This window comes from Pararhizobium arenae, from assembly GCF_001931685.1.
Taxonomy (GTDB): Bacteria; Pseudomonadota; Alphaproteobacteria; order Rhizobiales; family Rhizobiaceae; genus Pararhizobium; species Pararhizobium arenae.
In genome coordinates this window covers 69,649-93,447 of record NZ_MOOY01000001.1, presented here as the reverse complement: position 1 = coordinate 93,447, position 23,799 = coordinate 69,649, and the positions used below count along the sequence as shown (strand labels likewise).

Below are 23,799 nucleotides of genomic sequence, written 5' to 3'. Positions count from 1 at the left end.
CGTCATTTCACGGACAGCGCAACATCGTGCGCCGCCTGCAGTGCAGCGGAATAGTTGTTGACCAGAAGGTCGATCGAAGCAGCGGTGGCATCGAAGACCGGAGCCGGATAGACCCCGAAGAAGATGGTCAGCACGATCAGCGGATAGAGAATGACCTTCTCGCGGCCGGACAGATCGAGCAGCGCCTTCAGGCTTTCCTTGTCGAGCGGGCCGAAGATCACCCGGCGATAGAGCCAGAGAGCATAGGCGGCCGACAGGATGACGCCGCTTGCGGCAAACAGAGCAACCCAGGTGTTGGCGCGGAAGGCGCCGAGCAGGGTCAGGAGTTCGCCGACGAAGCCGGATGTGCCGGGCAGACCGACATTCGCCATGGTGAAGACCATGAAGGCGACGGCATATTTCGGCATGTTGTTGACGAGGCCGCCATAGGCAGAGATCTCGCGGGTGTGCATGCGGTCATAGACAACGCCGACGCAGAGGAAGAGCGCGCCCGAGACGATACCGTGCGAGAGCATCTGGAACACCGCACCCTGCACGCCCTGAACGTTGGCGGCGAAGATGCCCATGGTGACATAGCCCATGTGCGCGACCGACGAATAGGCGATCAGCTTCTTGATGTCCTGCTGCATCATCGCGACCAGCGAGGTGTAGATGATGGCAACGACCGACAGCGTGAAGACGAACGGCGCGAAATAATCCGAAGCGAGCGGGAACATCGGCAGCGAGAAGCGCAGGAAGCCGTAACCGCCAAGCTTCAGGAGAACACCGGCCAGGATGACCGAGCCTGCCGTCGGCGCCTGAACGTGCGCGTCGGGAAGCCAGGTGTGAACCGGCCACATAGGCATCTTCACCGCGAAGGACGCGAAGAAGGCGAGCCATAGCCAGGTCTGCATTTCGCGCGGGAAGTTGTGCGCAAGCAGTTCCGGAATGTCGGTCGTGCCGGCCTGCCAATACATCGCCATGATGGCGAGCAGCATCAGCACCGAACCAAGCAGCGTGTAGAGGAAGAACTTGTAGCTGGCGTAAACGCGGTCCTTGCCGCCCCAGACGCCGATGATGATGAACATCGGGATGAGGCCGGCTTCGAAGAACACGTAGAACAACACGATATCGAGCGACACGAAGACGCCGATCATGAACACTTCCAGAAGCAGGAAGGCGATCATGTATTCCTTGAGGCGCTTCTCGACCGAATGCCAGCTTGCGAGCACGCAGAACGGCATCAGGAAGGCGGACAGCACGACGAAGAGCATGGAAATGCCATCGACCCCGAGATGATAGGAAATGCCGGTGCCGAGCCAAGCGTGCTTTTCCACCATCTGGAAGCCCGGATTGGCGTTATCGAAATTCCACCAGATCACGGCCGACACTAGGAACGTAACGATCGTGGTCAGCAGCGAAATGTTCAGGATGTTGCGGCGGCCGGCCGGGCTGTCCTCGCGGGTAAGCAAGAGCAGAACGACGCCAACCAGCGGGAGAAAGGTGACCGCTGAAAGAATGGGCCAATCGGTCATCAGAAGGAACTCCCGAGCATCATCCAGGTAATGAGCGCGGCGATGCCGATCAGCATCACGAACGCATAGTGATAGAGGTAACCGGTCTGCAGGCGCACCACGCGATCGGTCACATCAACGACGCGCGCGGCAATGCCGTTCGGGCCGTAGCCGTCGATCACGCGACCATCGCCTTCCTTCCACAGGAAGGTGCCGAGCCACTTGGCGCTGCGAACGAACAGAACGTCATAGAGTTCGTCGAAGTACCACTTGTTGAGCAGGAACTGGTAGAGACCGCGATGTTGATCAGCCAGGTATTTCGGCGTCTGCGGCGAGGCGATGTACATATACCAGGCGGTGACGAAACCGAGGACCATCGCGATGAACGGGCTCAAGGCAACCAGAGCCGGAACGTGATGGAAATGCTCGAGGATTTCGTTTTCCGGACCGGTGAACAGCGCACCCTGCCAGAACTCCGCATATTCGTGGCCGAAGAAGTAACCTTCGAAAACCATGCCGGCCACAACGGCGCCGACCGCAAGCACGAACAGCGGAACGAGCATGACCATCGGCGATTCATGGACATGGTGCATGACGTCGTGGGAAGCGCGCGGCTTGCCGTAGAAGGTCATGAAAATCAGGCGCCAGGAATAGAAGCTGGTGAAGCAGGCGGCGATGACAAGCAGCGCGAAGGCAAAGCCCGAGACCGGGGAATGCGCCGCATAGGTCGCTTCGATGATGATGTCCTTGGAGATGAAACCCGCAAAGCCGATGCCCGAGAACGGAATGCCGACGCCGGTGATGGCGAGCGTGCCGAGCATCATCATCCAGAAGGTAATCTTGATGTGCGGCCGCAGGCCGCCCATGTAGCGCATGTCCTGCTCGCCATCGACGGCGTGGATGACCGAGCCGGCGCACAGGAAAAGGAGCGCCTTGAAGAAGGCGTGCGTGAACAGGTGGAAGACGGCCGCGCCATAGGCGCCGCAACCGAGCGCCACGAACATGTATCCGAGCTGCGAGCAGGTCGAATAGGCGATAACGCGCTTGATGTCATTCTGCACGAGGCCGACCGATGCCGCGAAGAAGGCGGTGATCGCGCCGACAACGGTCACCACGGTCAGGGCCGTGTGCGACAGTTCAAACAGCGGCGACATGCGGGCGACGAGGAAGACGCCGGCAGTGACCATGGTCGCGGCGTGAATGAGCGCCGAAACCGGGGTCGGACCTTCCATGGCGTCCGGAAGCCAGGTGTGCAGCAGGAACTGCGCCGACTTGCCCATCGCGCCCATGAACAAGAGCAGGCAGACGGCGGTCACCGCATGGCCCTTGTCGAGCTGCATGCCCAGGAAATTCAGGACCGCATCACCGGCCGCATGAGCGCCTTCGGTAGCCGCAGCGGCTGCACCGTGCGCCTCGCCGGCCGGCAGATAGGTCGCGGTCGCGGCAAAGATCGTCTCGAAGTTTACCGAACCGAACAGAACGAAGACGCCGAAAATGCCGAGGATGAAGCCGAAGTCACCGACGCGGTTGACGATGAACGCCTTCATGGCGGCGGCGGACGCGGACGGCTTCTTGTACCAGAAGCCGATCAGCAGATAGGACGCCAGACCCACGCCTTCCCAGCCGAAGAACATCTGCAGCAGGTTGTCGGAGGTCACCAGCATCAGCATCGCAAAGGTGAAGAGCGACAGGTATGCGAAGAAACGCGGCCGATGCGGATCGTGGTGCATGTAGCCGATCGAATAGAGGTGAACGAGGCACGATACAGTGTTGACGACCACGAACATCACGGCCGTCAGCGTATCGACGCGGAACGCCCATTCGCTGTCGAAGCCGCCGGACTGGACCCAGCGCAGCACGCTGACGCGGATCATTTCGGTTTCGCCGAACGCGACATGGAAGAAGACGATCCACGACAGCACGGCCACGACCATCATGAAGCCGGTGGTGACATATTCGGATGCCTTGGCGCCGATCGCGGTGCCGAACAGGCCAGCAATCAGGAAGCCGATCAGCGGCAGAAAGACGATGGCTTTGATAAGCGTATCCATGGCCCGGTCAGCCCTTCATCATGTTGACGTCTTCAACCGCGATGGAGCCGCGGTTGCGGTAGAAGACGACGAGAATTGCAAGGCCGATCGCAGCTTCCGCGGCCGCGACGGTCAGAATGAACAGGGCAAACACCTGGCCGGTGATGTCGTTGAGGAACGACGAGAAGGCGACCATGTTGATGTTGACCGCAAGCAGGATAAGTTCGACCGACATCAGGATGACGATGATGTTCTTCCGGTTGAGGAAGATGCCGAAGACGCCCAGCATGAACAGAATGGCGCTGACGGTCAGATAATGGGAAATACCGATTTCCATGATGAGTTCCTTGACCTCGCGTCCGTATTATAGGCCCTGGCCCGACTTCACCTTGACCACTTCGACGGCGGTCTCGGGCGAACGGGCAACCTGTGTGGGGATATCCTGGCGCTTGATGTTTTCGCGATGACGCAGCGTCAGCACGATCGCGCCGATCATGGCAACCAGAAGCACCAGGCCGGCGATCTGGAAGAAGTAGACGTAGTGGGTGTAGAGCACGTCGCCGAGCGCGGCCGTGTTCGTGCGTTCGGTGATGGCCGGGATCGGCATCGAGATCGACTTGGCGATTTCCGGCGAGAAGGTGCTGCCGCCGACCACGATGATCAGCTCGGCCGCGAGGATGAGGCCGATCAGCGCACCGACCGGCGCGTATTCAAGCACCCCTGCCCTCAGCTGGGTAAAGTCGATGTCGAGCATCATCACGACAAAGAGGAAGAGAACCGCGACGGCGCCGATATAGACGACCAGCAGGATCATGGCGAGGAACTCGGCGCCGGTCAGCAGGAAGAGACCGGCAGCGTTGAAGAACGTCAGGATCAGGAACAGCACGGAGTAAACCGGGTTCCGAGCCGAGATCACCATGAACGCCGACGCAACGGCGATGAAGGCGAAGAGATAGAAAAACAGAGCCTGCAGACCCATGATCGGTGCCTTTTTCGTCTTTGGCCGGAGGCGGCGCCTGCCGCTCCAGCCACGGGCACGCCGGAGGCATGCCCAAAAACCTGTTTGAAACCCGCCTGATCCGGCGGGTTCATGTCAAAGGGCTCAGCGGTAAGGCGAGTCCATCGCGATGTTGCGCGCGATTTCACGCTCCCAACGGTCGCCGTTCGCGAGCAGTCTTTCCTTGTCGTAGTACAGTTCTTCGCGCGTCTCGGTCGAGAATTCGAAGTTCGGGCCTTCGACGATCGCATCGACCGGGCATGCCTCCTGGCAGAAGCCGCAATAGATGCACTTCACCATGTCGATATCGTAACGGACCGTGCGGCGGGTGCCATCGTTGCGGCGCGGGCCGGCTTCGATGGTGATCGCCTGTGCAGGACAGATCGCTTCGCACAGCTTGCAGGCGATGCAGCGCTCTTCACCGTTTGGATAGCGGCGCAGCGCATGCTCGCCCCGGAAACGCGGGCTGACCGGTCCCTTTTCGAAGGGATAGTTCACCGTTGCCTTCGGCGCGAAGAAATAGCGCATCGACAGAAAGAAAGCGCTCACGAATTCCTTGAGGAACAGCGAACTGACGGCTTGCGTAAGACTTGCCATCATCAACCTCCAAACGTGCCGGCCTGGGAGGAACCGGCGATTGACGCGAAACCGATCTTGGACATCAGGCCCACACGAACAGTTTCAACGTGACTGCAACAATAAAGACCATGGCGAGCGAGATCGGCAGGAAAACCTTCCAACCCAGACGCATCAGCTGGTCGTAGCGATAGCGCGGCACGAAGGCCTTGACCATCGCGAACATGAAGAACACCAGCGACGCCTTGATGATGAACCAGACGATACCCGGTACCCAGTTCAGGAACCAGACGTCGACCGGAGGCAGCCAGCCGCCGAGGAACAGGATCGTCGTCAGCGAGCACATCAGGCAGATGGCCGCATATTCGCCGAGCATGAACATCATGTATGGGGTGGAGCCGTATTCGACCATGAAGCCGGCAACCAGTTCCGATTCCGCTTCAACCAGGTCGAAAGGCGGACGGTTGGTTTCAGCCAGCGCCGAGATGAAGAAGATGATGAACATCGGGAACAGCGGCAGCCAGTACCAGTCGAGGAACGAGCCGGGAAGGCCCATCATCGTGCCAAGGCCATCACGCTGCGAGTTGACGATGTCCGTCAGGTTCAGCGAGCCGACGCAGAGCAGAACGGTGACGATGACGAAGCCGATCGAGACTTCGTAGGACACCATCTGCGCCGCCGAGCGCAGCGCCGAAAGGAACGGATACTTGGAGTTCGATGCCCAGCCGCCGATGATCACGCCGTAAACTTCGAGCGAGGAAATCGCGAGAACATAGAGGATGCCGACATTGATGTTCGCCATCACCCAGTTTTCGTTGAGCGGGATAACCGCCCAGGCGGCAAGCGCCAAGGTCACGGAAACCAGTGGCGCCAGCAGGAACAGCGTCTTGTTGGAGCTTGCCGGAATGACCGGCTCCTTGAAGACGAACTTCAAAAGATCGGCGAAGGACTGGAAAAGTCCCCACGGCCCCACCACGTTAGGTCCACGGCGCATCTGCACGGCGGCCCAGATCTTGCGGTCAGCGAGCAGAATGTAGGCGATGAACAGCAGGAGCGCGACCAGAAGCAGAAGCGACTGGGCGACCATGATGATGCCTGGCCAGACGTAGGTCGAAATGAAAGCGTCCATGATCTCTTATTCCCCCGCGCTCATTCCGCCGCAGCTTTGAAGTTGTTGCGTGCCAGGGCCGAACATTCGGCCATGACGGCGGACGCGCGTGCTATCGGGTTCGTCAAATAGAAGTCTTTGACCGGAGACGCAAACGCCGATTTGGTCATCCCACCCGCTTTTTGCCCAAGAGCCTCGATTTCGCCCGCAGTGCCGGCGAAAATCGCGTCGACATCGGCGAAATGCGGGTGCTCTTCGTAGAGCTTGGCGCGCAATTGTCCAAGCGAATCAAATGGCAGCCGCTTGCCGAGCACGTCGGAGAGCGCGCGCAGGATCGCCCAGTCCTCGCGGGCATCGCCCGGTGCGAAGCCTGCGCGGTTGCCCATTTGCACGCGGCCTTCGGTGTTGACCCAGGTGCCGGACTTTTCGGTGTAGGTCGCACCCGGCAGGATGACGTCGGCGCCATGGGCACCGTTGTCGCCATGCGAGCCGATGTAGACCGTGAAGCCTGCGGTCTTGCCGGAGAAATCCAGTTCGTCAGCGCCAAGCAGGAACAGAACGTCCGTGCCGGTCAGCATCTCGGCGGCAGACTTGCCCCCCTCACCCGGCACGAACCCGAGATCGAGACCACCGACGCGCGATGCTGCGGTGTGCAGAACCGAGAAACCGTTCCACTCTTCGGAAACAGCACCAACGGCGGAAGCAAGCTTGGCGGCCGATGCGAGAACAGCCGCACCGTTGGCCCCGGAGATCGCGCCCTGGCCGACGATGATCAGCGGGCGAGCGGCCTTCTTTAGCACGTCTACGAATGCACCCTTGCCGGCGACGAGATCGGCGAGCGTATCGGTGCCAGCACCGAGATAGTCGTAGTCGTACCGCAGTTCAGCCTGTTCACCGATCACGCCGATCGGGAAGCCGCCCATGCGGAAACGCTTGCGGATGCGGGCGTTGAGAACCGAGGCTTCGAAGCGCGGGTTGGCGCCGATGATCAGCAGCGCGTCGGCCTGTTCGATGCCCTGAATGGTGGCATTGAAGATGTAGCTGGCGCGGCCGAGCGACGGATCCAGTGCTGCGCCATCCTGGCGGCAGTCGATGTTTGTCGAACCAAGCGACGAAATCAGCGATTTCAGCGCGAACATTTCTTCAACCGATGCCAGATCGCCGGCGATGGCGCCGATATGATCGCCAGAGGTTTTTGAGACGGCCGACTTGATGGCAGCAAAGGCTTCGTTCCAGCTTGCCGGACGCAGGCGACCGTCAACCTTCACATAAGGACGGTCCAAACGCTGGGTCTTCAGGCCATCCCAGATGAAGCGGGTCTTGTCGGAGATCCACTCTTCGTTGATCTCTTCATTGACGCGCGGCATGACGCGCATGACTTCGCGGCCGCGGGTATCGACACGGATCGCGGAACCGACGGCATCCATCACGTCGATGGATTCGGTCTTGCCGAGTTCCCACGGACGGGCGTTGAAGGCGTAAGGCTTGGAGGTGAGCGCACCGACCGGGCAGAGGTCAACGACGTTGCCCTGAAGCTCGGAGGTCATGGCCTGCTCGAGGTAAGTGGTGATCTCGGCGTCTTCGCCACGGCCGATCAAACCAAGCTCGGTGATCCCGGCGACTTCGGTGGTGAAACGGACGCAGCGCGTGCAGTGAATGCAGCGGTTCATCACGGTCTTGACCAGCGGGCCGATATACTTGTCTTCGACGGCGCGCTTGTTTTCGTTGTAGCGGGTCGAGTCGACGCCGAAGGCCATGGCCTGGTCCTGTAGGTCGCATTCGCCACCCTGGTCGCAGATCGGGCAATCCAGCGGGTGGTTGATCAGCAGGAATTCCATCACGCCTTCGCGGGCCTTCTTGACCATAGGCGTGGTCGTGAAGACCTCAGGCGCCTCGCCGTTCGGGCCCGGACGCAGGTCGCGCACACCCATGGCGCAGGAAGCGGCCGGCTTCGGCGGCCCGCCCTTTACCTCGATCAGACACATGCGGCAGTTACCGGCAACCGAAAGCCGCTCATGGAAACAGAAGCGCGGAACCTCGCCGCCGGCTTCCTCGCACGCCTGAAGCAGCGTGAAATGATCCGGAACCTCGATCTCTTTTCCGTCGACTTTCAGCTTTGCCATCTTAGCACTCAATCCTGTCCTTCGTCTGCCGCTTCTCAAGCCACAGACAGATAATCCAAGGTTATGACAACCTTTATGGGAAAAGCCCTTGGGAGACCCCGCCCGAAATTTCTTCAGCCCTTCATAAGGGCCTTTGCACTCTCGACCCAGCCATCGCGGGCAATGCGTCCGCTGAAACCGAGCTGTTCATCCACCCGCTGCACGTCCTTGTCCGTCCAGCGCGCTATGTCCTGATAGCGCCGGATGCCCATGCCGTTCAGCACCTGCTCCAGCTTCGGGCCGATGCCCGCAATCTTCTTCAGGTCGTCCGACGCCGTCTCGACCATTCGCGCCGCAGGCCTGCTGCTCCGCTTCGGCCTCACCGGTTTCTCAACCGCCGCTGCCTTTTCGACCGGAACAGCCTTCACAACGGCTTCTGCTTCAGCCTTCGACGCCTGCACCGGAGCGGATGACTGGACCTCTTCGTCCGAAACCTTATCCCCGCCGGCGCCTGCCTTCTGCGCCGCTTCTGCCATGCCCTGCATCGCGCCGAACATGACGCCGGCAAGATGGCTGGTGACACCGAACCCGATCGCAGTCGCCGCGGCCATGGCCGCGACCGGATGCTGCATCAGCGGATGAAGCGATGCCACCGGCACGTCCTTCAGCCACTCGCCCATCCCGAACGGGTCGTTGGCCGAACCGGAGGCGGATGAAGGTCCCGCACCGGTTTCCACCGATCCTGTCCCCTGCCCGCTTTCCCGCTTCGGCCCAGCCATCTTGTTACTCCGCTGCCTCCAGAACCGCGCCATGCGAGCTTGCATTGCGCGTATATTCGTCGATGCGCTTTTCCATTTCCGGACGGAAGTTGCGGATCAGGCCCTGGATCGGCCATGCGGCCGCATCGCCCAGCGCGCAGATCGTGTGACCTTCCACCTGCTTCGTCACGTCGAACAGCATGTCGATCTCGCGCTTCTGGGCGCGGCCCTGAACCATGCGTTCCATCACGCGCATCATCCAGCCCGTGCCTTCACGGCAGGGCGTGCACTGGCCGCAGCTCTCGTGCTTGTAGAAAGCAGCCAGACGCCAGATGGCCTTGATGATGTCCGTGGACTTGTCCATGACGATGATCGCGGCCGTACCGAAGGAAGACTTCACATCACGCATGCCGTCGAAATCCATCGGCGCGTCGATGATGTCTTCAGCCTTGACAACCGGGCAGGACGAGCCGCCGGGGATAACCGCCAGAAGATTGTCCCAGCCGCCGCGGATACCGCCGCAATGACGCTCGATCATTTCACGGAAGGGCGTGCCCATCGCGTCTTCGAAGGTGCAGGGACGGTTGACGTGGCCGGACACCATGAACAGCTTCGTGCCGACATTGTTCGGACGGCCGATGCCGGAGAACCAGCCGGCGCCGCGACGCAGGATCGTCGGGGCAACGGCGATGGATTCGACGTTGTTGACGGTCGTCGGGCAGCCATAGAGACCCATGTTGGCCGGGAATGGCGGCTTCAGGCGCGGCTGGCCCTTCTTGCCTTCAAGGCTTTCGAGCAGAGCGGTTTCTTCGCCGCAGATGTAGGCGCCGGCGCCGTGATGGACGAAGATGTCCATGTCCCAGCCGAGCTTGTTGTTCTTGCCGAGCAGGCCGGCGTCATAGCATTCGTCGATTGCCGCCTGCAGGGCTTCACGTTCACGCATGTATTCGCCACGAACGTATATGTAGGCGGTGTGCGCGCCCATGGCGAAGCTCGCGACAACGCAGCCCTCGATCAGCGTATGCGGATCATGACGCATGATGTCGCGGTCTTTACAGGTGCCCGGCTCGGACTCGTCGGCATTGACGACGAGGTAGTGCGGGCGGCCGTCGCTTTCCTTCGGCATGAAGGACCACTTCAGCCCCGTCGGGAAGCCCGCGCCACCGCGCCCGCGAAGACCGGAGGCTTTCATCTCGTTGATGATCCAGTCACGACCCTTTTCGAGGATCTGCTTGGTGCCATCCCAGTGGCCACGGCTCATGGCGCCCTTCAGCGACTTGTCGTGAAGGCCATAGAGGTTGGTAAAAATGCGATCTTTATCGGCGAGCATGTCTAAACCTCTTTACCGCGGCTTCTTGCCGAAAACTCTGATGTATTCGGCTTCGCCGCCCTTGGCCAGAGCCTCGGCTTGCCTGACCCAGTCGTCACGATCGATGCGACCCTTGAAGTTCAGGTAGCCATCGACCCAGGCGCGTTCCGCCTCGTTCCAGCCTGCGACCTGCGCATAGGTGAAGATACCGAGTTCGTGCAGGATGCCCTCGATCTTCGGGCCGACGCCGGAGATCAGCTTCAGGTCGTCAACGGCTGCAGGACGCGCGATGCCGGCAGGACGGTTGGTGTCTTCCAGCGAAGGCTTTGCAGCCGCGGCAGCCTTTTTGACCGGCGCCTCGGCAACGATGCCCGTGTCCTTGTTTTCGCCTTCGGCCTTGGCGTTGGCGGCAGCAGCGGCCTTTGCCGTCGCAGGTGTCTTGACGGCAGGATTGGTTTCGTCAGCAGCCGTCTTGGCGCGACCGGCATTCGACGGCGGAACCGATGCGGCTTCCCCGGCGGCTTCCACCGGAGCGGCTTCCGTCACCTGGTTGCGCTGCGGAGCAGGCGCCTCCGTCAGCGTCGTCACACCGCCGACCGGAGCGGAAAAGATACGATCAATCTGCGGACCGGGCGTCACATCCTTGCCCTTGCCGGCGTCGAATCGGTCGATGATGTATTCGAGCTGCGGAACCGTGAGGTCTTCGTAGCTGTCCTTGAAGATCATCACCATCGGTGCGTTCACGCAGGCGCCCTGACACTCGACTTCTTCCCAGGAAAGCGTGCCGCTCTCGTTCTGGGTCAGCGGCTCGGGATGGATGCGACGCTTGCACAGGCTGATAAGCTCTTCCGAGCCGCGCAGCATGCAGGGTGTGGTGCCACAGACCTGGATATGAGCGCGCGTGCCGACGGGCTTCAGCTGGAACTGGGTGTAGAAGGTCGCGACCTCAAGAACGCGAATATAAGGCATGTCGAGCATGTCGGCGACCGATTCGATCGCAGCCTTGGTCACCCAGCCGTCCTGCTCCTGCGCCCGCATCAGAAGTGGGATCACGGCGGACTGCTGACGGCCTTCCGGGTATTTCTTGATCGTGGCTTCCGCCCACGCCACATTTTCACCCGTGAAGGCGAAGCTCTGCGGTTGGACGCTATCCTCGGCTAGTCGACGAACGGACATAATTCCCGAACCTTATCAGTTAATCGAGCCACACCGCGACTTCGTCAGGGAGACGAACTCGCAGGCATAGGCCGATTTTTCTTTCTGCAAAAATACGATGTAGCGCTGGCCATTCTGCACGGCCGCCCTGATTTCGTAACCCTTGGCAAGCAGGCCACCCATGCCGCTTCCCGACGTACTGCTGCTCACATCACCCGACGTCTCGCCCGTTTCCTGGGCGACAGCGGAACCTGCGATCAGCAATCCGAGAAACGAAAGGGCAACAAGACGCATCAGCGATCCACCTCGCCGAACACGATATCCAGAGAGCCGAGGATCGCCGAGACGTCTGCCAGCTGGTGACCCCGACAGATGTAATCCATGGCCTGAAGATGCGCGTAACCCGGCGCGCGGATCTTGCAACGGTAAGGCTTGTTGGTGCCGTCGGAGACGAGGTAGACGCCAAATTCGCCCTTCGGCGCTTCAACGGCTGCATAGGCCTCGCCCGCCGGCACGTGATAGCCCTCGGTGTAAAGCTTGAAGTGGTGGATCAGCGCTTCCATCGAACGCTTCATCTCGCCACGCTTCGGCGGAACGACCTTGCCGTCGAGCGACGAAACCGGGCCGACCTTCGCGTCGCCCAGCAGGCGGTTCACGCACTGGCGCATAATCTTGGCGGATTCGCGCATTTCGATCATGCGGATCAGGTAACGGTCGTAGCAGTCGCCGTTCTTGCCGATCGGAATGTCGAAATCCATGTCTGCGTAGCATTCATAGGGCTGCGATTTGCGCAGGTCCCAGGCAGCGCCGGAACCACGAACCATCACGCCCGAAAAGCCCCAGGCCCAGGCATCGTCAAGGCTGACGACGCCGATATCGACGTTGCGCTGTTTGAAGATGCGGTTGCCTGTCAGAAGCGTATCGATGTCATCGACCGTCTTCAGGAACGGATCGATCCACTTACCGATATCCTCGACCAGCTCATGCGGCAGGTCCTGATGAACGCCACCCGGACGGAAATAGGCGGCGTGCATACGGGCGCCACAGGCGCGCTCATAGAACACCATCAGCTTTTCGCGTTCTTCGAAACCCCAGAGCGGCGGCGTCAGCGCGCCAACGTCCATGGCCTGCGTCGTCACGTTCAGAAGGTGCGAGAGGATACGGCCGATTTCCGAGTAGAGAACGCGGATCAACTGGCCGCGGATCGGAACCTCGGTGCCCGTGAGCTTCTCGACGGCCAGCGCGAAGGCATGCTCCTGGTTCATCGGCGCCACGTAATCGAGGCGATCGAAATAGGGCACGGCCTGCAGGTAGGTCTTCGTCTCGATCAGCTTCTCGGTACCGCGGTGAAGCAGGCCGATATGCGGATCGACGCGCTCAACCAGCTCGCCATCCAGCTCGAGCACCAGACGCAGAACGCCGTGCGCCGCCGGATGCTGAGGTCCGAAGTTGATGTTGAAATTGCGGACGTTGTGTTCGTTCATCGCATTGCTCCGCTATTGCAGGCAGTAGCCAGTAGGCAATAGGCAATAGTGTCGTTTTCACTTCTCATATTCATCTCGTGCATCCTGCAGTCGGCGGATCAACGATCTCAGCATTTTTCCAGCTTCATCGCTCAAGACCATCGCAGATCGAATTCGATCCGCATCAATGAGCCCTATACGCGCCGAAAGCAGTAAATGCGTCTCCAATTCCTTCAGTGATCCTTGAGCGATTTTCAGATGGTGGACATAAGCCCCAGTGGCCTCACGCCCATAACCCTCTGCGATATTCGCCACCACAGATGCCGATGACCGCCTTATCTGTGAAACCATCCCGTAGATTTCTTCCCGCGGGAATACTTTCGTAAGATCGTAACACTCAACGGCAAGATCCATGGCCCGCTGCCAAACCTTCAGATCCTGATAGGAATCAATCGCCGTTTGCCAAATCTCCTATTGCCTACTGCCTAAAACCTATTGCCTCGACTTACTGCTTCGCTTTTTCGTCACCCGGCAGAACGTAGTCCGTGCCTTCCCATGGGGACATAAAATCGAAGTTCCGGAATTCCTGCTTCAATTCGACGGGCTCATAAATGACGCGCTTGACTTCGTCGTCGTAGCGCACTTCCACGAAACCGGTGGTCGGGAAATCCTTGCGCAGCGGGTAACCTTCAAAACCGTAGTCGGTCAGAATGCGGCGCAGATCCGGATGGCCGGTAAACAGGATGCCGTACATGTCGTAGGCTTCACGCTCGAACCAGTCGGCACCCGGATAAACGGAGCAAGCCGACGGAACCGGCTGATCTTCACCGGTCGCGAGCTTCACACGGATGCGCAGGTTCTGCTTCGGCGACAGCATGTGGTATACGACATCGAAGCGCTCGGCGCGCTGCGGCCAGTCCACACCACAGATATCGGTGAAATTGACGAAACCGCAACGGGGATCGTCGCGCAGGAAGGTCAGGAGTTCGATAATGCTGTCAGCGGTCGTCGTCAGCGTCAGCTCGCCGAAAGCAATCACCGCGTCGGATACCAGCGCACCCCGCATTTCGCGGATGTAGCCGGAAAGCTCGTTCAGGACTTCACTCATCGTTCTGGTCCCCTGCCCTTAGCGCTCGATCGTGCCGGTGCGGCGGATCTTCTTCTGCAGCAGCAGCACGCCGTAAAGCAGCGCTTCTGCCGTGGGAGGACAGCCCGGCACGTAAATGTCTACCGGCACGACGCGGTCGCAACCACGAACCACCGAGTAGGAATAATGATAATAGCCGCCGCCGTTTGCGCAGGAGCCCATCGAGATGACGTAACGCGGCTCGGGCATCTGGTCGTAGACCTTGCGCAGAGCGGGCGCCATCTTGTTGGTCAGCGTGCCGGCAACGATCATGACGTCGGACTGGCGCGGCGAAGCGCGCGGCGCAAAACCGAAACGCTCGACGTCGTAACGCGGCATCGAAAGCTGCATCATCTCGACGGCGCAGCAGGCGAGACCGAACGTCATCCACATCAGCGAACCGGTACGGGCCCAGTTGATCAGCTCATCGGTAGAGGTGACCAGAAAACCCTTGTCGGCGAGCTCGTTGTTGATCTCGCCGAAGAACTTGTCATTGCTGCCGATCGGCTTGCCGGTCGAGGGATCGATGATCCCCTTCGGCGCCTGGGCAACGAGCGGGGTGGTGGTTGCTACTCCCATTCGAGTGCTCCCTTTTTCCATTCATAGATAAAGCCGATGGTCAGAACGCCAAGGAAGACCATCATGGACCAGAAGCCGAACCAGCCCATTTCCTTGAACGAAACCGCCCACGGAAAAAGGAAGGCAACTTCAAGGTCGAAGATAATGAACAGGATCGACACCAGATAGAACCGGATGTCGAATTTCATGCGGGCATCGTCGAACGAGTTGAAGCCGCATTCGTAGGCCGAGAGCTTCTCGGAATCGGGCGCCTTGTGGGCAACGGCAAACGGCGCGATCAGCAGCGCCAGGCCGATAACGAGGGATATACCGATGAAGATGGCGATCGGAATATAGGAGCCGAGAAGGTCTGTCATTGTATCCGTCCCTGCCTGCGGCGCGCGCTGGAGAAGCGCAAAAGCCAAAAAGCCGCAAGCCGAAAAATATGTTGCAACGCAGGTGTCGTTATCGCAGCCGGAGCCCCGGTGCAAGCCTTGAGAAAGGATTTCATCGCCTCAAGCCAAGGTAATGAAAACCCGGCAAAACGTACCATCCCCGGCAAGTCTGCGCAAACCCCTAAAAATGAACAAATAAAGGCAGTTCGCATCTTTGCTGCACTGCAAAAGTGGATGATATGAGTCAAGAAAAAGTGAGCGGTATACCTGCGTTCCATCGACGTTAGGAGAATCAGAGCCTCGCACTGTTGCCCCTCGTCGAAAACCACACTCGCGCCACGCCTGAGATGCGTATACCAGTCACCCGCGCACGCCTCTCAAGCCACGGTCAGCTTCGCGAAAGCGGCGAATGCGACCCTTCTTAAATGGCTGCAAATCACCCGTTCCGGTCGATGCCACTGGCAATTCTAGCGATCGACGGTTTGCAACCGTGACGTTACTCCTCAGCATGAAGGAGACCACTGCCATGATGCCCATAACGATTCGCATCCACACCCTCTCGATGGGTGACGCGATCGGCAAGCCTGCCCTTCTGACGTCGATCGGCCTGCGCGAAACGCTGCTCGAAGCGCTCGATTACGACGAAGCGCGCGTGAACTACGTTTGCCGCCAAGTCGAAGAGACAGGGACGTATGAACTCTGCGACCAATTCACCGAGTCGACCTACAAGATCGAAAAGATCCTTCACTCCTGAACCGTTTTCGGGCCTGAACTTTCAAGCGGCCCTTCTTCGTTCTGGACAGAGGTTGGGCCGCCGCCGGCATCGAAAAGACGTCACGGGCCATTTTTTCGATCCAGGACGCTTGCGCACCCTCAGCGGGGTTGCGTTGCCATCCTGGAGACCTAGATTCTCCTTGAAGACAACAAAGGCACCATCCGCCATCGGAGCAGACAATGGCGACGCTCGATTCTCCGGCCGAAATCTACAATCACGTTTTCGACGCCCTGCTGATGCTGCCTGAAGGCGATTGGCTCGAAATTCATCTGCACGCCGACGTTGACGATGGGTCTGTCGGCCTCACGGCCGATTACCGGACCAACACCGACAGCACCGAAAATCTGGATGTCAGAAAGCTCGACCACTCCGTGTCAAAGGCAATCCGCGATCTTCGGCGAATCATGGCAGGCAGCACGGGCAAGGAATGGACCAAGGCACACTTCTTGCTCAAGCGGTCTGGAGAGTATTCCGTTCACTTCGATTGAGACATCCGATACGAACGTCTGCTCTCACAAACGGCCGACAAGAAACGGAGGAGAAGATGAATGGCGCGAGTGACGGGGCTCGAACCCGCGACCTCCGGCGTGACAGGCCGGCACTCTAACCGACTGAGCTACACCCGCGCACTATGGATACAAACTCCGGAATTGCGCCTTAAACGCTTGCCCTGAAAGTGGCGCGAGTGACGGGGCTCGAACCCGCGACCTCCGGCGTGACAGGCCGGCACTCTAACCGACTGAGCTACACCCGCACTTCACTTCAGGCATTCCGGATGCTTTCGCATCCTTGTCGAAGCGGCGTGCCGTTTCGATGAGCGGCTAACTACGGGGTTCGTCTTTTAGTGTCAAGCAGGTTTGGAGACAAAACCATGACAGCCGACAAATTGTTTCCACAGCCCCATACGATCACCCGACCGGACCTTTCCACTCCACCCGGTCTGTGCCCGAGACCGATCGGACGGGTGCAAAAATCGGCCGGACTTTTCCACAGAGACCCTGAATGATTTCTCCGCCCCGCAGTGTGGCGCCATGGATGCCGCGCCGCTTTCCGACCGGTATTTTCCGGGCGATGCGCAGATAAACGCGATGTGGACGTATAATTTCCGTCCCTGGCAGCCTTCCGACCGAAATGCAAAAAAGTCGAAAAAATCACGAAAACGCTCTTGCGGTTTCCGTCCGATCCGCATAGATCACGCCCATCGACGCGGCAGACACATCGGTTCTGACCTCGCGGCGGGCGATTAGCTCAGTTGGTAGAGCGCCTCGTTTACACCGAGGATGTCGGGAGTTCGAGTCTCTCATCGCCCACCATTTATCTCACTTTATTGCTGCTTTATGGGCTCCGGCGGCTTATCGTGCGCTATCGGCGATTGTTTGCCCGCAGCACACATGCCTGCCGAGCAGATATCATTCTTCCGATAGTCCACTGGACGGATTTGGCTTGGTCTGTCAGAAGCAGCCGAGGGCGCGACTGCCGTTATCTATAGAACGGGGTCGGGTGGCCGATTGACGTCACGCCGCTGCCGCGAGATCACGCTGGCCGTCCTTTCACATCCCCGCATGTCCGGGATGGCTCGACTTTTCGACGCAAAGCCGTCATAGCGAAGCCTTGCGTTTATCAGGGATCGGGACGTGAATTTCCGCAAAGACATGGCTGCGACTGATTCTGGGCGCCCCCTCGCCTTTGTCTTCGGCATGTCTCCCTGGCGAAAACTCTTGGGCGCGTGGCTGCCGGACCGGCGCATCGTCCAGCGCAGCCGATTCGCCTTCACCGCACTCGAGTTCCGCAGCCTGTGGGCACCCCTGCTCAGGCTGTCGCGCAACGCGGAAGTCTATGTCTGGGGTTATAAACACCCGGCCTTCCTACAGGATTTTTGTGAGGCCAACGGCATTCCGCTCATTCGGCTGGAAGATGGTTTTCTAAGATCGGTGAAGCTCGGATCGACCAATGCGCCGCCTCTGTCCCTCTGCTTCGACAGTCCCGTTCTCTATTTCGACGCCACGGCACCCTCGCGGCTGGAATGGCATCTGCAGAATCATGACTTTGCAGCAGACACCGCGTTGCGGCGGAGAGCCGAGCAGGGCCTGCACCGGCTCCTGGAAACACGCCTCAGCAAATATAACAACGCTACCGATACCGCGATCGAGACGATCTACGGTCCCAAAGACCGCCCTCGCATCCTCGTCATCGGCCAGGTCGATGACGATATGTCCATCCTGAAGGGATGCGACCGCCTCTTCTATAACAATGACCTCATCGATGCTGCCGTTGCCGAAAATCCCGGCGCGCAGATCATCTTCAAGCCGCATCCCGATATCATGCATGGTCATCGGCCGAGCCGGTTCAGCCGCGAACGATTGGCCGGGAACGTCCAGGTGCTGGAAACCAATGTGACGCTCGCCGATGCGTTTCAAACCATCGACCGGGTCTATACGATAACGTCGCTGGCGGGTTTCGAGGCCTTGATGCGCGGCATACCCGTCACCTGCCTCGGAATGCCCTTTTATGCGGGGTGGGGTGCCACGGATGATCGCCAGTCGTGCCCGCGCAGAACAGCACGGCGGGATGTTATCGACATCTTCGCCGCCGCCTATATCCTCTACCCTCGCTACTACGATCCGGCCTCGCTGGGGCGTATCGAATTCGAGGAAGCGGTGGAGATCCTTCACCGCATGCGCCAGCAAGCCACCGCCTGAGGCGCGCTTTCAGGCCTCACACATCTTCCTTTTCGCGCACCGGAGCCTTGCGCTTCGGCTCTTCGAAATCGGGGACCGGCGGTCGTGCGGGCGGTTCGATCTTCCGCGTGTTCGGCTTTTTGATCAGCTTATCCCTCAGGGCAGACAATCGATCGCGCAACAAGGGTCGAAATCGGGTGGCGCGATACGGCATATCGGCCGCACCATAGCCTTCCGGCCCGTCGTCATTTCCGCGGTGGATTTCAGCAAGCTTCACGCCGATGAAATCGCCATCGACATAGTGACGGTAAGAACCGACCCAGCGGATCGTATAGACCTGTCCCTTGCGGATACCCTGGTCGATCGAGACGTTCTTGAAGGTGTCGTTGATGCAGACAACCTTCTGTCCGACATGAAAATCATACATCCGCATTCTCCCGCAACAGTGCCGCCATATAGCACGACAACCATCCGGTCCCGCAATCGTCAAAGCCGATGGATGACCACATCAGGGCACGCGGCCTCAGCCAGAGCACAAAGATGCTCGTGATGGGTCAGATAGATCACCTGCCCGACCTTCGCCATTTCGCCCATCAGGGCAAACGCGTGGCCGGCCCGGCGGTCGTCGAACGTCTCCATGATATCGTCGGCGATGAAGGGCAGGCTTTCCCGGGTCGAGGCGATCTCATGATAACCGGCCATGCGCAGCGCGAGATAGAGCTGGAAGCGCGTGCCCTTGGAAAGATCGCGCGCGAGCTTTGACGCACCGCCGGCCTGCATGGCGATCAGAAACTCCTTGCCCTGCTCGGCCTGTGTCGCAAGTCCCTCATACTCTCCGCCCGTCACGGTGCTGAAGGCTGCGGAGGCGCGCTGCATCATCGCGCTGCGATGGCGCTCGCGATAGAGCCGGAGCGCCGTCTCGCTTGCAAGGATGCCCGTGCGGAGCCTGAGATAGGACAGCGCCCTCGCCTCCATCTCCGCCAGCAACGTGCGCCGGCGCTCTTCCAGATGCGCAGCCGCGTCGTCGCCGCCGACCCGCGCCAGCACGCGCTCTGCTTCCCGACGCTCGGCATTCAGGTTGCCCGCGTCCCGATCAGCCTCCTCGAAACGAGCCTGCTGTTCGGCAAGCGTATGGGCAAGCCCCGCCTCATCGACAGCGGCAAGCGCAAGCTCGGCCTCCTCCACATTGGCCACCGCAAGCCGCGCGCAAAGATCAGCCTCGATTTCTGCGATCCTGAAGCGCAAGCCATCCCGCTGCTTTACGGCCTCCAATCGTGGCCCCGCCTCGACCAGTGTATCGCAACCGAGAACATCAAGCATCGCGGTGGCCTGTGCCCGTTGACGCTCCTGTTTTTCGATCAGTTCCGTCTGCTCCGCCCGGCGCTCTTCATTTTCGCGCCTGAGACGTGCCGCCAGATCGCCGCACCGTTTCGCTTCGAGCAGGCGATTGCTGAGGGCCTCGAATTTATCCAACGGATCGCCACCGGACACCATGCCCAATCGCGCTGCGATATCCCCGACGGCACCGGCGAACTGGCGCTGGTCTTTCGCCATGCCCTCGATACGATGCTCCAGGTCCGCCTTCTTCTGCATAAGCTTGTCGATCTCCTGCAGAAGCGCCAGAACCGGCCGCAGATGAATCGGCGAGCGAAGTTCGGCTTGGTTGGCAAGCCAGGTCCCGGCCAGTGTCGCGCGCCACGCTGTTTCCCAGTTCGCCATCTCGTCCGTGACGACCTCATGTGCGGCTTCGCGCGCTTCAAGCGTACGGAAAACCCGCTGCCGGGCTTGTCTGGCCTCCCGGTAGGCGGCGGCCCGCTTTTCGAGCGCCGTCACGCGCCGTTCGGCAAGGTCAAGCGCGCCGGCGAGATCGGCCGGCATCGCCTCGGTCTCGTTAAGCGCGTCAAACACCTCCGACAGCCGCTCAAGCGCCGCCTTTTCCTCGCCTTTGGCAAGGGCAAGTTCCTGCGCGGCAGCACGCAAGGCCGAGCGGGTTTCAAGTGCAAGCTTTCGGCCGACCAACCAGTTCGCCAGCCGGGAAATATCCGTTTGCTCCGGCAAGCCGCAGGCACGGGCCATTGACGCAACCTTCGCCTTCCAGCCGTCGTTCTGCCCGTCAAGCGTGCCGATTTCCATTTTCAAGGCTGCAAGCTTTGCCGTGCGCTCCGCCAGCGAAAGAGCAAGACCGCGCGCCTGTGCCACGGCTTCCGACTGGGCAAGCCGGGCGCTCGAAGCCTCGTCGTGCTGACGCATCGCGGTCTCGAAACGCGCGGCGCTTTGCGCGTTGAGCGTTTGAATATGGTCGCTCCAGGCGTCGTCACGCGCCTTTCGCAGCCCAAACGCGACCTCATCGCTCGCCAGGGGCGCGAGCCGCTGAAGCGCGTCAAGGCGCGCCTGTTCTCCCGCAATCAGCATGTCCTCTTCAGCCATGCGATCAAGAAGGCGTTGCCGCCGCTCGTCCAGTCCAGCCTTTTCGGAAAGCAGCGTCGCGATGTCCGCTTCCGTTGGAACCGTTAGCGTCAACAGCGAGTCGAGATCCCCGGCGAAAGGCTGAAGGGCTGCCATCCGATCCGACAGTACATCCTCCAATTCGGCAATCTCCCGTCGCGCCGCCTGCTGGCGCTGCAGGCAGTCCGCGCGGTGCAAACGGCGAACAAGATCGGCAAGATGCTGAGGATCGATCTCGTCATCGTTTTCATCGCCACCAAGCGGATATCTTTCCTCGACCTCGCGCATCTCCTCGCGCGCCGTGTCCAGTTCCCGCGCGGCGGCGGCCAGTCTCTCCGCCAGCGTTCCGTGGTCCTGCGACAGCGCGTGAATACGACCGATCGTATCGGCAGAGATCACCGCCCCGCCTTCGCCGGCCGCTTCCGCATCATCCCCAAGCTGACGCAGCCTCAGCAAGATGTCCGCCGCCACCTTCGAGCGCTCGTCGATACGCGAGGGCATGTCATAGACGGCGGTGCGATAGCGGGCCTCAAGTCCCGAGCGTTCGATGTCCTCCACAGCCGAGGCGACGAGCAAGGCCGGGTGATCTTCCGCGATGGCGGCGATCTCAACCTCTCGACGGCTTACATCTCCGTCCAGTTGCTGAAGCCGGGCCGCATGATCGGCTTCTTCGCGAAGCAAGGTCGGGTAAATCTCATGCCACGACGCGGGCACGTCCGGCAGCGCTTCGAAGGACGCGAGATTGCCGCGTGCCGCCCTGAGCCGCTGCAGCAGAGGCAATGCTTCCCGCTGCGCTTTCAACCGGTCGAGCGTCACCTGAATATCGGCGCGTGCGGTCAGCGCGGCCTCGTGGCGCTCGGCAGCAAGGTCTCGCGTTTTGCGAAGGGCGGCAAACTCGCGGGCATTGGTATCTGCTGCGGCTTTTTCCACCTTCAGCGTTTCAAGGTCGGCCTTCAACTCCGCCAGCCGATGCTTGCGCCCCTGCGGCTTGTAAAAGGCCTCCGCCTCGGCCCGCAGACGGGCGAGAACGGCGCTGCTATCGGGCAAGCCCGAGCTTGCGGAAAACAGGAGCGCTCCAAGCTCGCCCTCGCTCTTCAGGATCGCTTCGCCACCGCGCTCGATGCTTTCGTCATCAAGCGAGAACATCATCTGGTAGGCCGCACGATCGATCCCCGCGAGTGGTGCCGCAAAAAGCGTGTCGGGCAATGGCTGGTCATTGAGATCGAGAAGCGTGTTCTGGTTTCGCTTGACGCGAAAAACATCCTGCGTCCGGCCCGCCGTCTCCAACGAGCCACCGATGCGCATGGTCGAATAGGGGTGCTGAAACCCGTAAGCGCTCCGCGGTTCGATCCCGAACAGGAGATCGAGGAAAGCGGAAAACAGCGTCGATTTACCCGCCTCGTTCGGCCCGTAGATGATGTGAAAATCAGGTCTGCCAACCTCGGATCCGTCGAAATCGATACGGCGGCCGGTGAACTTGCCGTAACGGACGAGATCGAGTGCCTTCAGCCGCATCAGCGCGCGTCTCCGCCTTCTGCGGTGCCCGCCTGAAGATGCGCGAGCACGTCGTCGCTGCCTTCGCGCGAAACATCGTCGACGAGGATGGCCAAAGCTTCCTCATCGCCAGCCATCTGTTCGCGCAGTTCGCGAGGCAGCTGAGAAAGAAGTTCCTCCACGACAGCCTTCGCCTCGTGACGATAAGCGTGCGAACCGAGGACGCCATCACGGACCAGCGCGGCCAGTTCATGCACAGGGTCGGCCGAGACAGAGGGATTAAGATCGCCGCTGCGGCAGGAAAGCTCGACCTTTTCCACCCAAAGCCCGGAAAACCCGGCCGCGACATTTGCGATTTCGGCTTCCAGGAACTCCGGATCGCGCCGAAGTGACCAGGCGAGTGTCGTGGTGCCGGCCAGATCGACCCGTAGAATGATCTGGCGCGCGCGCACGACGCCGCGTGCATCAGCCATGGTCGCCTTCACCCGCGCCAGCATGTCCTGCCATTCGTCAACGCCCCCCAGATCGACTGGCAGGCGCAGAAAAGCCGCAGCGCCAATCAGGCGCTCCTCGTGGCTGAGAATGCCGCTCTCGTCCACGCTCACCAGTGTCACGGACTTGTCGCCGGCTTCGTTGATGTCGCGCCCCTGCGGCATGCCTGGCATGACGATCAGCGGCTTTTCGCTGTGTACCTGCCGCTGGTGCACATGCCCCAGCGCCCAGTAATCGAAACCGTGGGACATAAGATCGACCACGCTTGCGGGCGCATAGAGGTCATGCCCCGGAGCCCCTGCGAGACTGGTATGAAGCATGCCGATATTGACGGCATCCGTCATCGGCGCGCCGAAGGATGGCAGCAGGCTTTCCGCCATATGCGGATTGTCGAAGCCGACGCCGTGAATATAGACCTCGCGGCCGTTCTCCAGCACTTTTGCCAGGACAGATTTCACTCGCCCGGAAAACAGATGGACGTTGGCGGGTAGCGAAAGCTCACGCTTGATGGCGGATTGAGAGTCGTGGTTGCCGCGGATGATGAAGACGCGAATACCCGCCTGCTCCAGTCTTCTCAGCTCCGCAGACAAAAACAGCGCGGTGTTCATCGACGTCTGCGACCCGTCATAAAGATCGCCGGCGATCAGCAGAGCGTCCACGGCCTCGGCAATGCAGAGATCGACGATGGCGGACAGCGCCGAACGGGTGGCACCGCGCACAAGCTCCGCAAGTTCCGCGTTTTTCAGGGCGAGACTGCGCAGAGGGGAATCGAGATGAAGATCGGCCGTATGAACAAAGCGGAAAGGCATGGCCGACCATGGCCCGGCACGGCTGCAAAGGTCAAT

General features: G+C 60.4%; 23 protein-coding genes and 3 tRNA genes. 5 read left to right on the top strand and 21 right to left on the bottom strand.

The window, feature by feature from the left end:
* Nucleotides 1-2 precede the first annotated feature (2 nt).
* The 16 genes from BLX89_RS00460 to BLX89_RS00385 all read right to left on the bottom strand — a co-directional run bounded on the left by BLX89_RS00460 (nucleotide 3) and on the right by BLX89_RS00385 (nucleotide 15,052).
* Nucleotides 3-1,514, bottom strand: coding sequence for an NADH-quinone oxidoreductase subunit M (locus BLX89_RS00460; RefSeq protein WP_075288704.1), 1,512 nt, complete (start codon nucleotides 1,512-1,514; stop codon nucleotides 3-5).
* The gene (gene nuoL, locus BLX89_RS00455) at nucleotides 1,514-3,544 is read right to left on the bottom strand and encodes an NADH-quinone oxidoreductase subunit L (RefSeq protein WP_075288703.1); all 2,031 of its coding nucleotides are present in this window, start codon (nucleotides 3,542-3,544) and stop codon (nucleotides 1,514-1,516) included. Before nuoL ends, BLX89_RS00460 begins: the two co-directional genes overlap by 1 nt.
* A 7-nt stretch (nucleotides 3,545-3,551) precedes the next feature.
* Entirely contained in the window at nucleotides 3,552-3,860 is a 309-nt protein-coding gene (gene nuoK, locus BLX89_RS00450; RefSeq protein ID WP_075288702.1) for an NADH-quinone oxidoreductase subunit NuoK, read from the bottom strand.
* 27 nt (nucleotides 3,861-3,887) lie between these two features.
* On the bottom strand, nucleotides 3,888-4,502 hold the full coding sequence (locus BLX89_RS00445; RefSeq protein ID WP_075288701.1) for an NADH-quinone oxidoreductase subunit J: 615 nt from the start codon (nucleotides 4,500-4,502) through the stop codon (nucleotides 3,888-3,890).
* 123 nt (nucleotides 4,503-4,625) lie between these two features.
* On the bottom strand, nucleotides 4,626-5,117 hold the full coding sequence (nuoI, locus tag BLX89_RS00440; RefSeq protein WP_075288700.1) for an NADH-quinone oxidoreductase subunit NuoI: 492 nt from the start codon (nucleotides 5,115-5,117) through the stop codon (nucleotides 4,626-4,628).
* Between the two features lie 64 nt (nucleotides 5,118-5,181).
* Nucleotides 5,182-6,225 carry an NADH-quinone oxidoreductase subunit NuoH gene (gene nuoH, locus BLX89_RS00435; protein WP_075288699.1) on the bottom strand — a complete coding sequence of 348 codons (1,044 nt, stop codon included), beginning with the start codon at nucleotides 6,223-6,225 and terminating at the stop codon, nucleotides 5,182-5,184.
* Nucleotides 6,226-6,245: 20 nt separating this feature from the next.
* Nucleotides 6,246-8,327: an NADH-quinone oxidoreductase subunit NuoG gene (gene nuoG, locus BLX89_RS00430; protein ID WP_075288698.1), complete on the bottom strand. Its 2,082-nt coding sequence runs from the start codon at nucleotides 8,325-8,327 to the stop codon at nucleotides 6,246-6,248.
* 113 nt (nucleotides 8,328-8,440) lie between these two features.
* Nucleotides 8,441-9,085 (bottom strand): hypothetical protein, encoded by a 645-nt coding sequence (locus tag BLX89_RS00425; RefSeq protein ID WP_075288697.1) that lies wholly within the window; start codon nucleotides 9,083-9,085, stop codon nucleotides 8,441-8,443.
* 4 nt (nucleotides 9,086-9,089) lie between these two features.
* Complete coding sequence (gene nuoF / locus BLX89_RS00420; protein ID WP_075288696.1) at nucleotides 9,090-10,394, bottom strand: NADH-quinone oxidoreductase subunit NuoF; 1,305 nt, start codon at nucleotides 10,392-10,394, stop codon at nucleotides 9,090-9,092.
* Nucleotides 10,395-10,406: 12 nt separating this feature from the next.
* Nucleotides 10,407-11,549 carry an NADH-quinone oxidoreductase subunit E gene (locus BLX89_RS00415; RefSeq protein WP_075288695.1) on the bottom strand — a complete coding sequence of 381 codons (1,143 nt, stop codon included), beginning with the start codon at nucleotides 11,547-11,549 and terminating at the stop codon, nucleotides 10,407-10,409.
* Between the two features lie 15 nt (nucleotides 11,550-11,564).
* Complete coding sequence (locus BLX89_RS00410; RefSeq protein WP_075288694.1) at nucleotides 11,565-11,822, bottom strand: hypothetical protein; 258 nt, start codon at nucleotides 11,820-11,822, stop codon at nucleotides 11,565-11,567.
* Complete coding sequence (locus BLX89_RS00405) at nucleotides 11,822-13,012, bottom strand: NADH-quinone oxidoreductase subunit D (protein ID WP_075288693.1); 1,191 nt, start codon at nucleotides 13,010-13,012, stop codon at nucleotides 11,822-11,824. Before BLX89_RS00405 ends, BLX89_RS00410 begins: the two co-directional genes overlap by 1 nt.
* 57 nt (nucleotides 13,013-13,069) lie before the next feature.
* Nucleotides 13,070-13,459, bottom strand: a complete 390-nt coding sequence (locus tag BLX89_RS00400) for a four helix bundle protein (protein ID WP_280950554.1) — start codon at nucleotides 13,457-13,459, stop codon at nucleotides 13,070-13,072.
* Between the two features lie 37 nt (nucleotides 13,460-13,496).
* Nucleotides 13,497-14,099, bottom strand: a complete 603-nt coding sequence (locus BLX89_RS00395; protein WP_075288691.1) for an NADH-quinone oxidoreductase subunit C — start codon at nucleotides 14,097-14,099, stop codon at nucleotides 13,497-13,499.
* Nucleotides 14,100-14,117: 18 nt separating this feature from the next.
* The gene (locus BLX89_RS00390) at nucleotides 14,118-14,696 is read right to left on the bottom strand and encodes a NuoB/complex I 20 kDa subunit family protein (RefSeq protein ID WP_075288690.1); all 579 of its coding nucleotides are present in this window, start codon (nucleotides 14,694-14,696) and stop codon (nucleotides 14,118-14,120) included.
* Nucleotides 14,687-15,052: an NADH-quinone oxidoreductase subunit A gene (locus tag BLX89_RS00385; protein ID WP_075289202.1), complete on the bottom strand. Its 366-nt coding sequence runs from the start codon at nucleotides 15,050-15,052 to the stop codon at nucleotides 14,687-14,689. Before BLX89_RS00385 ends, BLX89_RS00390 begins: the two co-directional genes overlap by 10 nt.
* 117 nt (nucleotides 15,053-15,169) lie before the next feature.
* Here BLX89_RS00385 and BLX89_RS24550 point away from each other — a divergent pair, with 117 nt between their 5' ends.
* The 3 genes from BLX89_RS24550 to BLX89_RS00375 all read left to right on the top strand — a co-directional run bounded on the left by BLX89_RS24550 (nucleotide 15,170) and on the right by BLX89_RS00375 (nucleotide 16,333).
* Nucleotides 15,170-15,313, top strand: coding sequence for a hypothetical protein (locus BLX89_RS24550; protein ID WP_158025923.1), 144 nt, complete (start codon nucleotides 15,170-15,172; stop codon nucleotides 15,311-15,313).
* 283 nt (nucleotides 15,314-15,596) lie between these two features.
* The gene (locus BLX89_RS00380) at nucleotides 15,597-15,824 is read left to right on the top strand and encodes a hypothetical protein (RefSeq protein WP_075288689.1); all 228 of its coding nucleotides are present in this window, start codon (nucleotides 15,597-15,599) and stop codon (nucleotides 15,822-15,824) included.
* 200 nt (nucleotides 15,825-16,024) lie between these two features.
* Entirely contained in the window at nucleotides 16,025-16,333 is a 309-nt protein-coding gene (locus BLX89_RS00375) for an antitoxin YezG family protein (protein ID WP_075288688.1), read from the top strand.
* A 61-nt stretch (nucleotides 16,334-16,394) separates the two neighbouring features.
* On the opposite strand, the gene BLX89_RS00370 is transcribed toward BLX89_RS00375, so the two are convergent.
* Both BLX89_RS00370 and BLX89_RS00365 read right to left on the bottom strand, forming a co-directional pair.
* Nucleotides 16,395-16,471, bottom strand: a tRNA-Asp gene (locus tag BLX89_RS00370).
* A gap of 51 nt (nucleotides 16,472-16,522) precedes the next feature.
* A tRNA-Asp gene (locus BLX89_RS00365) sits at nucleotides 16,523-16,599 on the bottom strand.
* 483 nt (nucleotides 16,600-17,082) lie between these two features.
* Between BLX89_RS00365 and BLX89_RS00360 the strand changes: the two genes are divergently transcribed.
* Together BLX89_RS00360 and BLX89_RS00355 are read left to right on the top strand one after the other, a co-directional pair.
* Nucleotides 17,083-17,158, top strand: a tRNA-Val gene (locus tag BLX89_RS00360).
* 321 nt (nucleotides 17,159-17,479) lie between these two features.
* Nucleotides 17,480-18,544, top strand: a complete 1,065-nt coding sequence (locus tag BLX89_RS00355; RefSeq protein ID WP_245292735.1) for a capsular polysaccharide export protein, LipB/KpsS family — start codon at nucleotides 17,480-17,482, stop codon at nucleotides 18,542-18,544.
* A gap of 16 nt (nucleotides 18,545-18,560) precedes the next feature.
* On the opposite strand, the gene BLX89_RS00350 is transcribed toward BLX89_RS00355, so the two are convergent.
* The 3 genes from BLX89_RS00350 to BLX89_RS00340 are packed head-to-tail and all read right to left on the bottom strand — an operon-like array spanning nucleotide 18,561 to nucleotide 23,763.
* Nucleotides 18,561-18,950: a CAP-Gly domain protein gene (locus tag BLX89_RS00350; protein ID WP_075288686.1), complete on the bottom strand. Its 390-nt coding sequence runs from the start codon at nucleotides 18,948-18,950 to the stop codon at nucleotides 18,561-18,563.
* A 59-nt stretch (nucleotides 18,951-19,009) separates the two neighbouring features.
* Nucleotides 19,010-22,483 (bottom strand): ATP-binding protein, encoded by a 3,474-nt coding sequence (locus tag BLX89_RS00345; protein ID WP_075288685.1) that lies wholly within the window; start codon nucleotides 22,481-22,483, stop codon nucleotides 19,010-19,012.
* On the bottom strand, nucleotides 22,483-23,763 hold the full coding sequence (locus tag BLX89_RS00340; protein WP_075288684.1) for a metallophosphoesterase family protein: 1,281 nt from the start codon (nucleotides 23,761-23,763) through the stop codon (nucleotides 22,483-22,485). The genes BLX89_RS00345 and BLX89_RS00340 overlap by 1 nt, the downstream gene beginning before the upstream one ends.
* Between the last annotated feature and the right edge of the window lie 36 nt (nucleotides 23,764-23,799).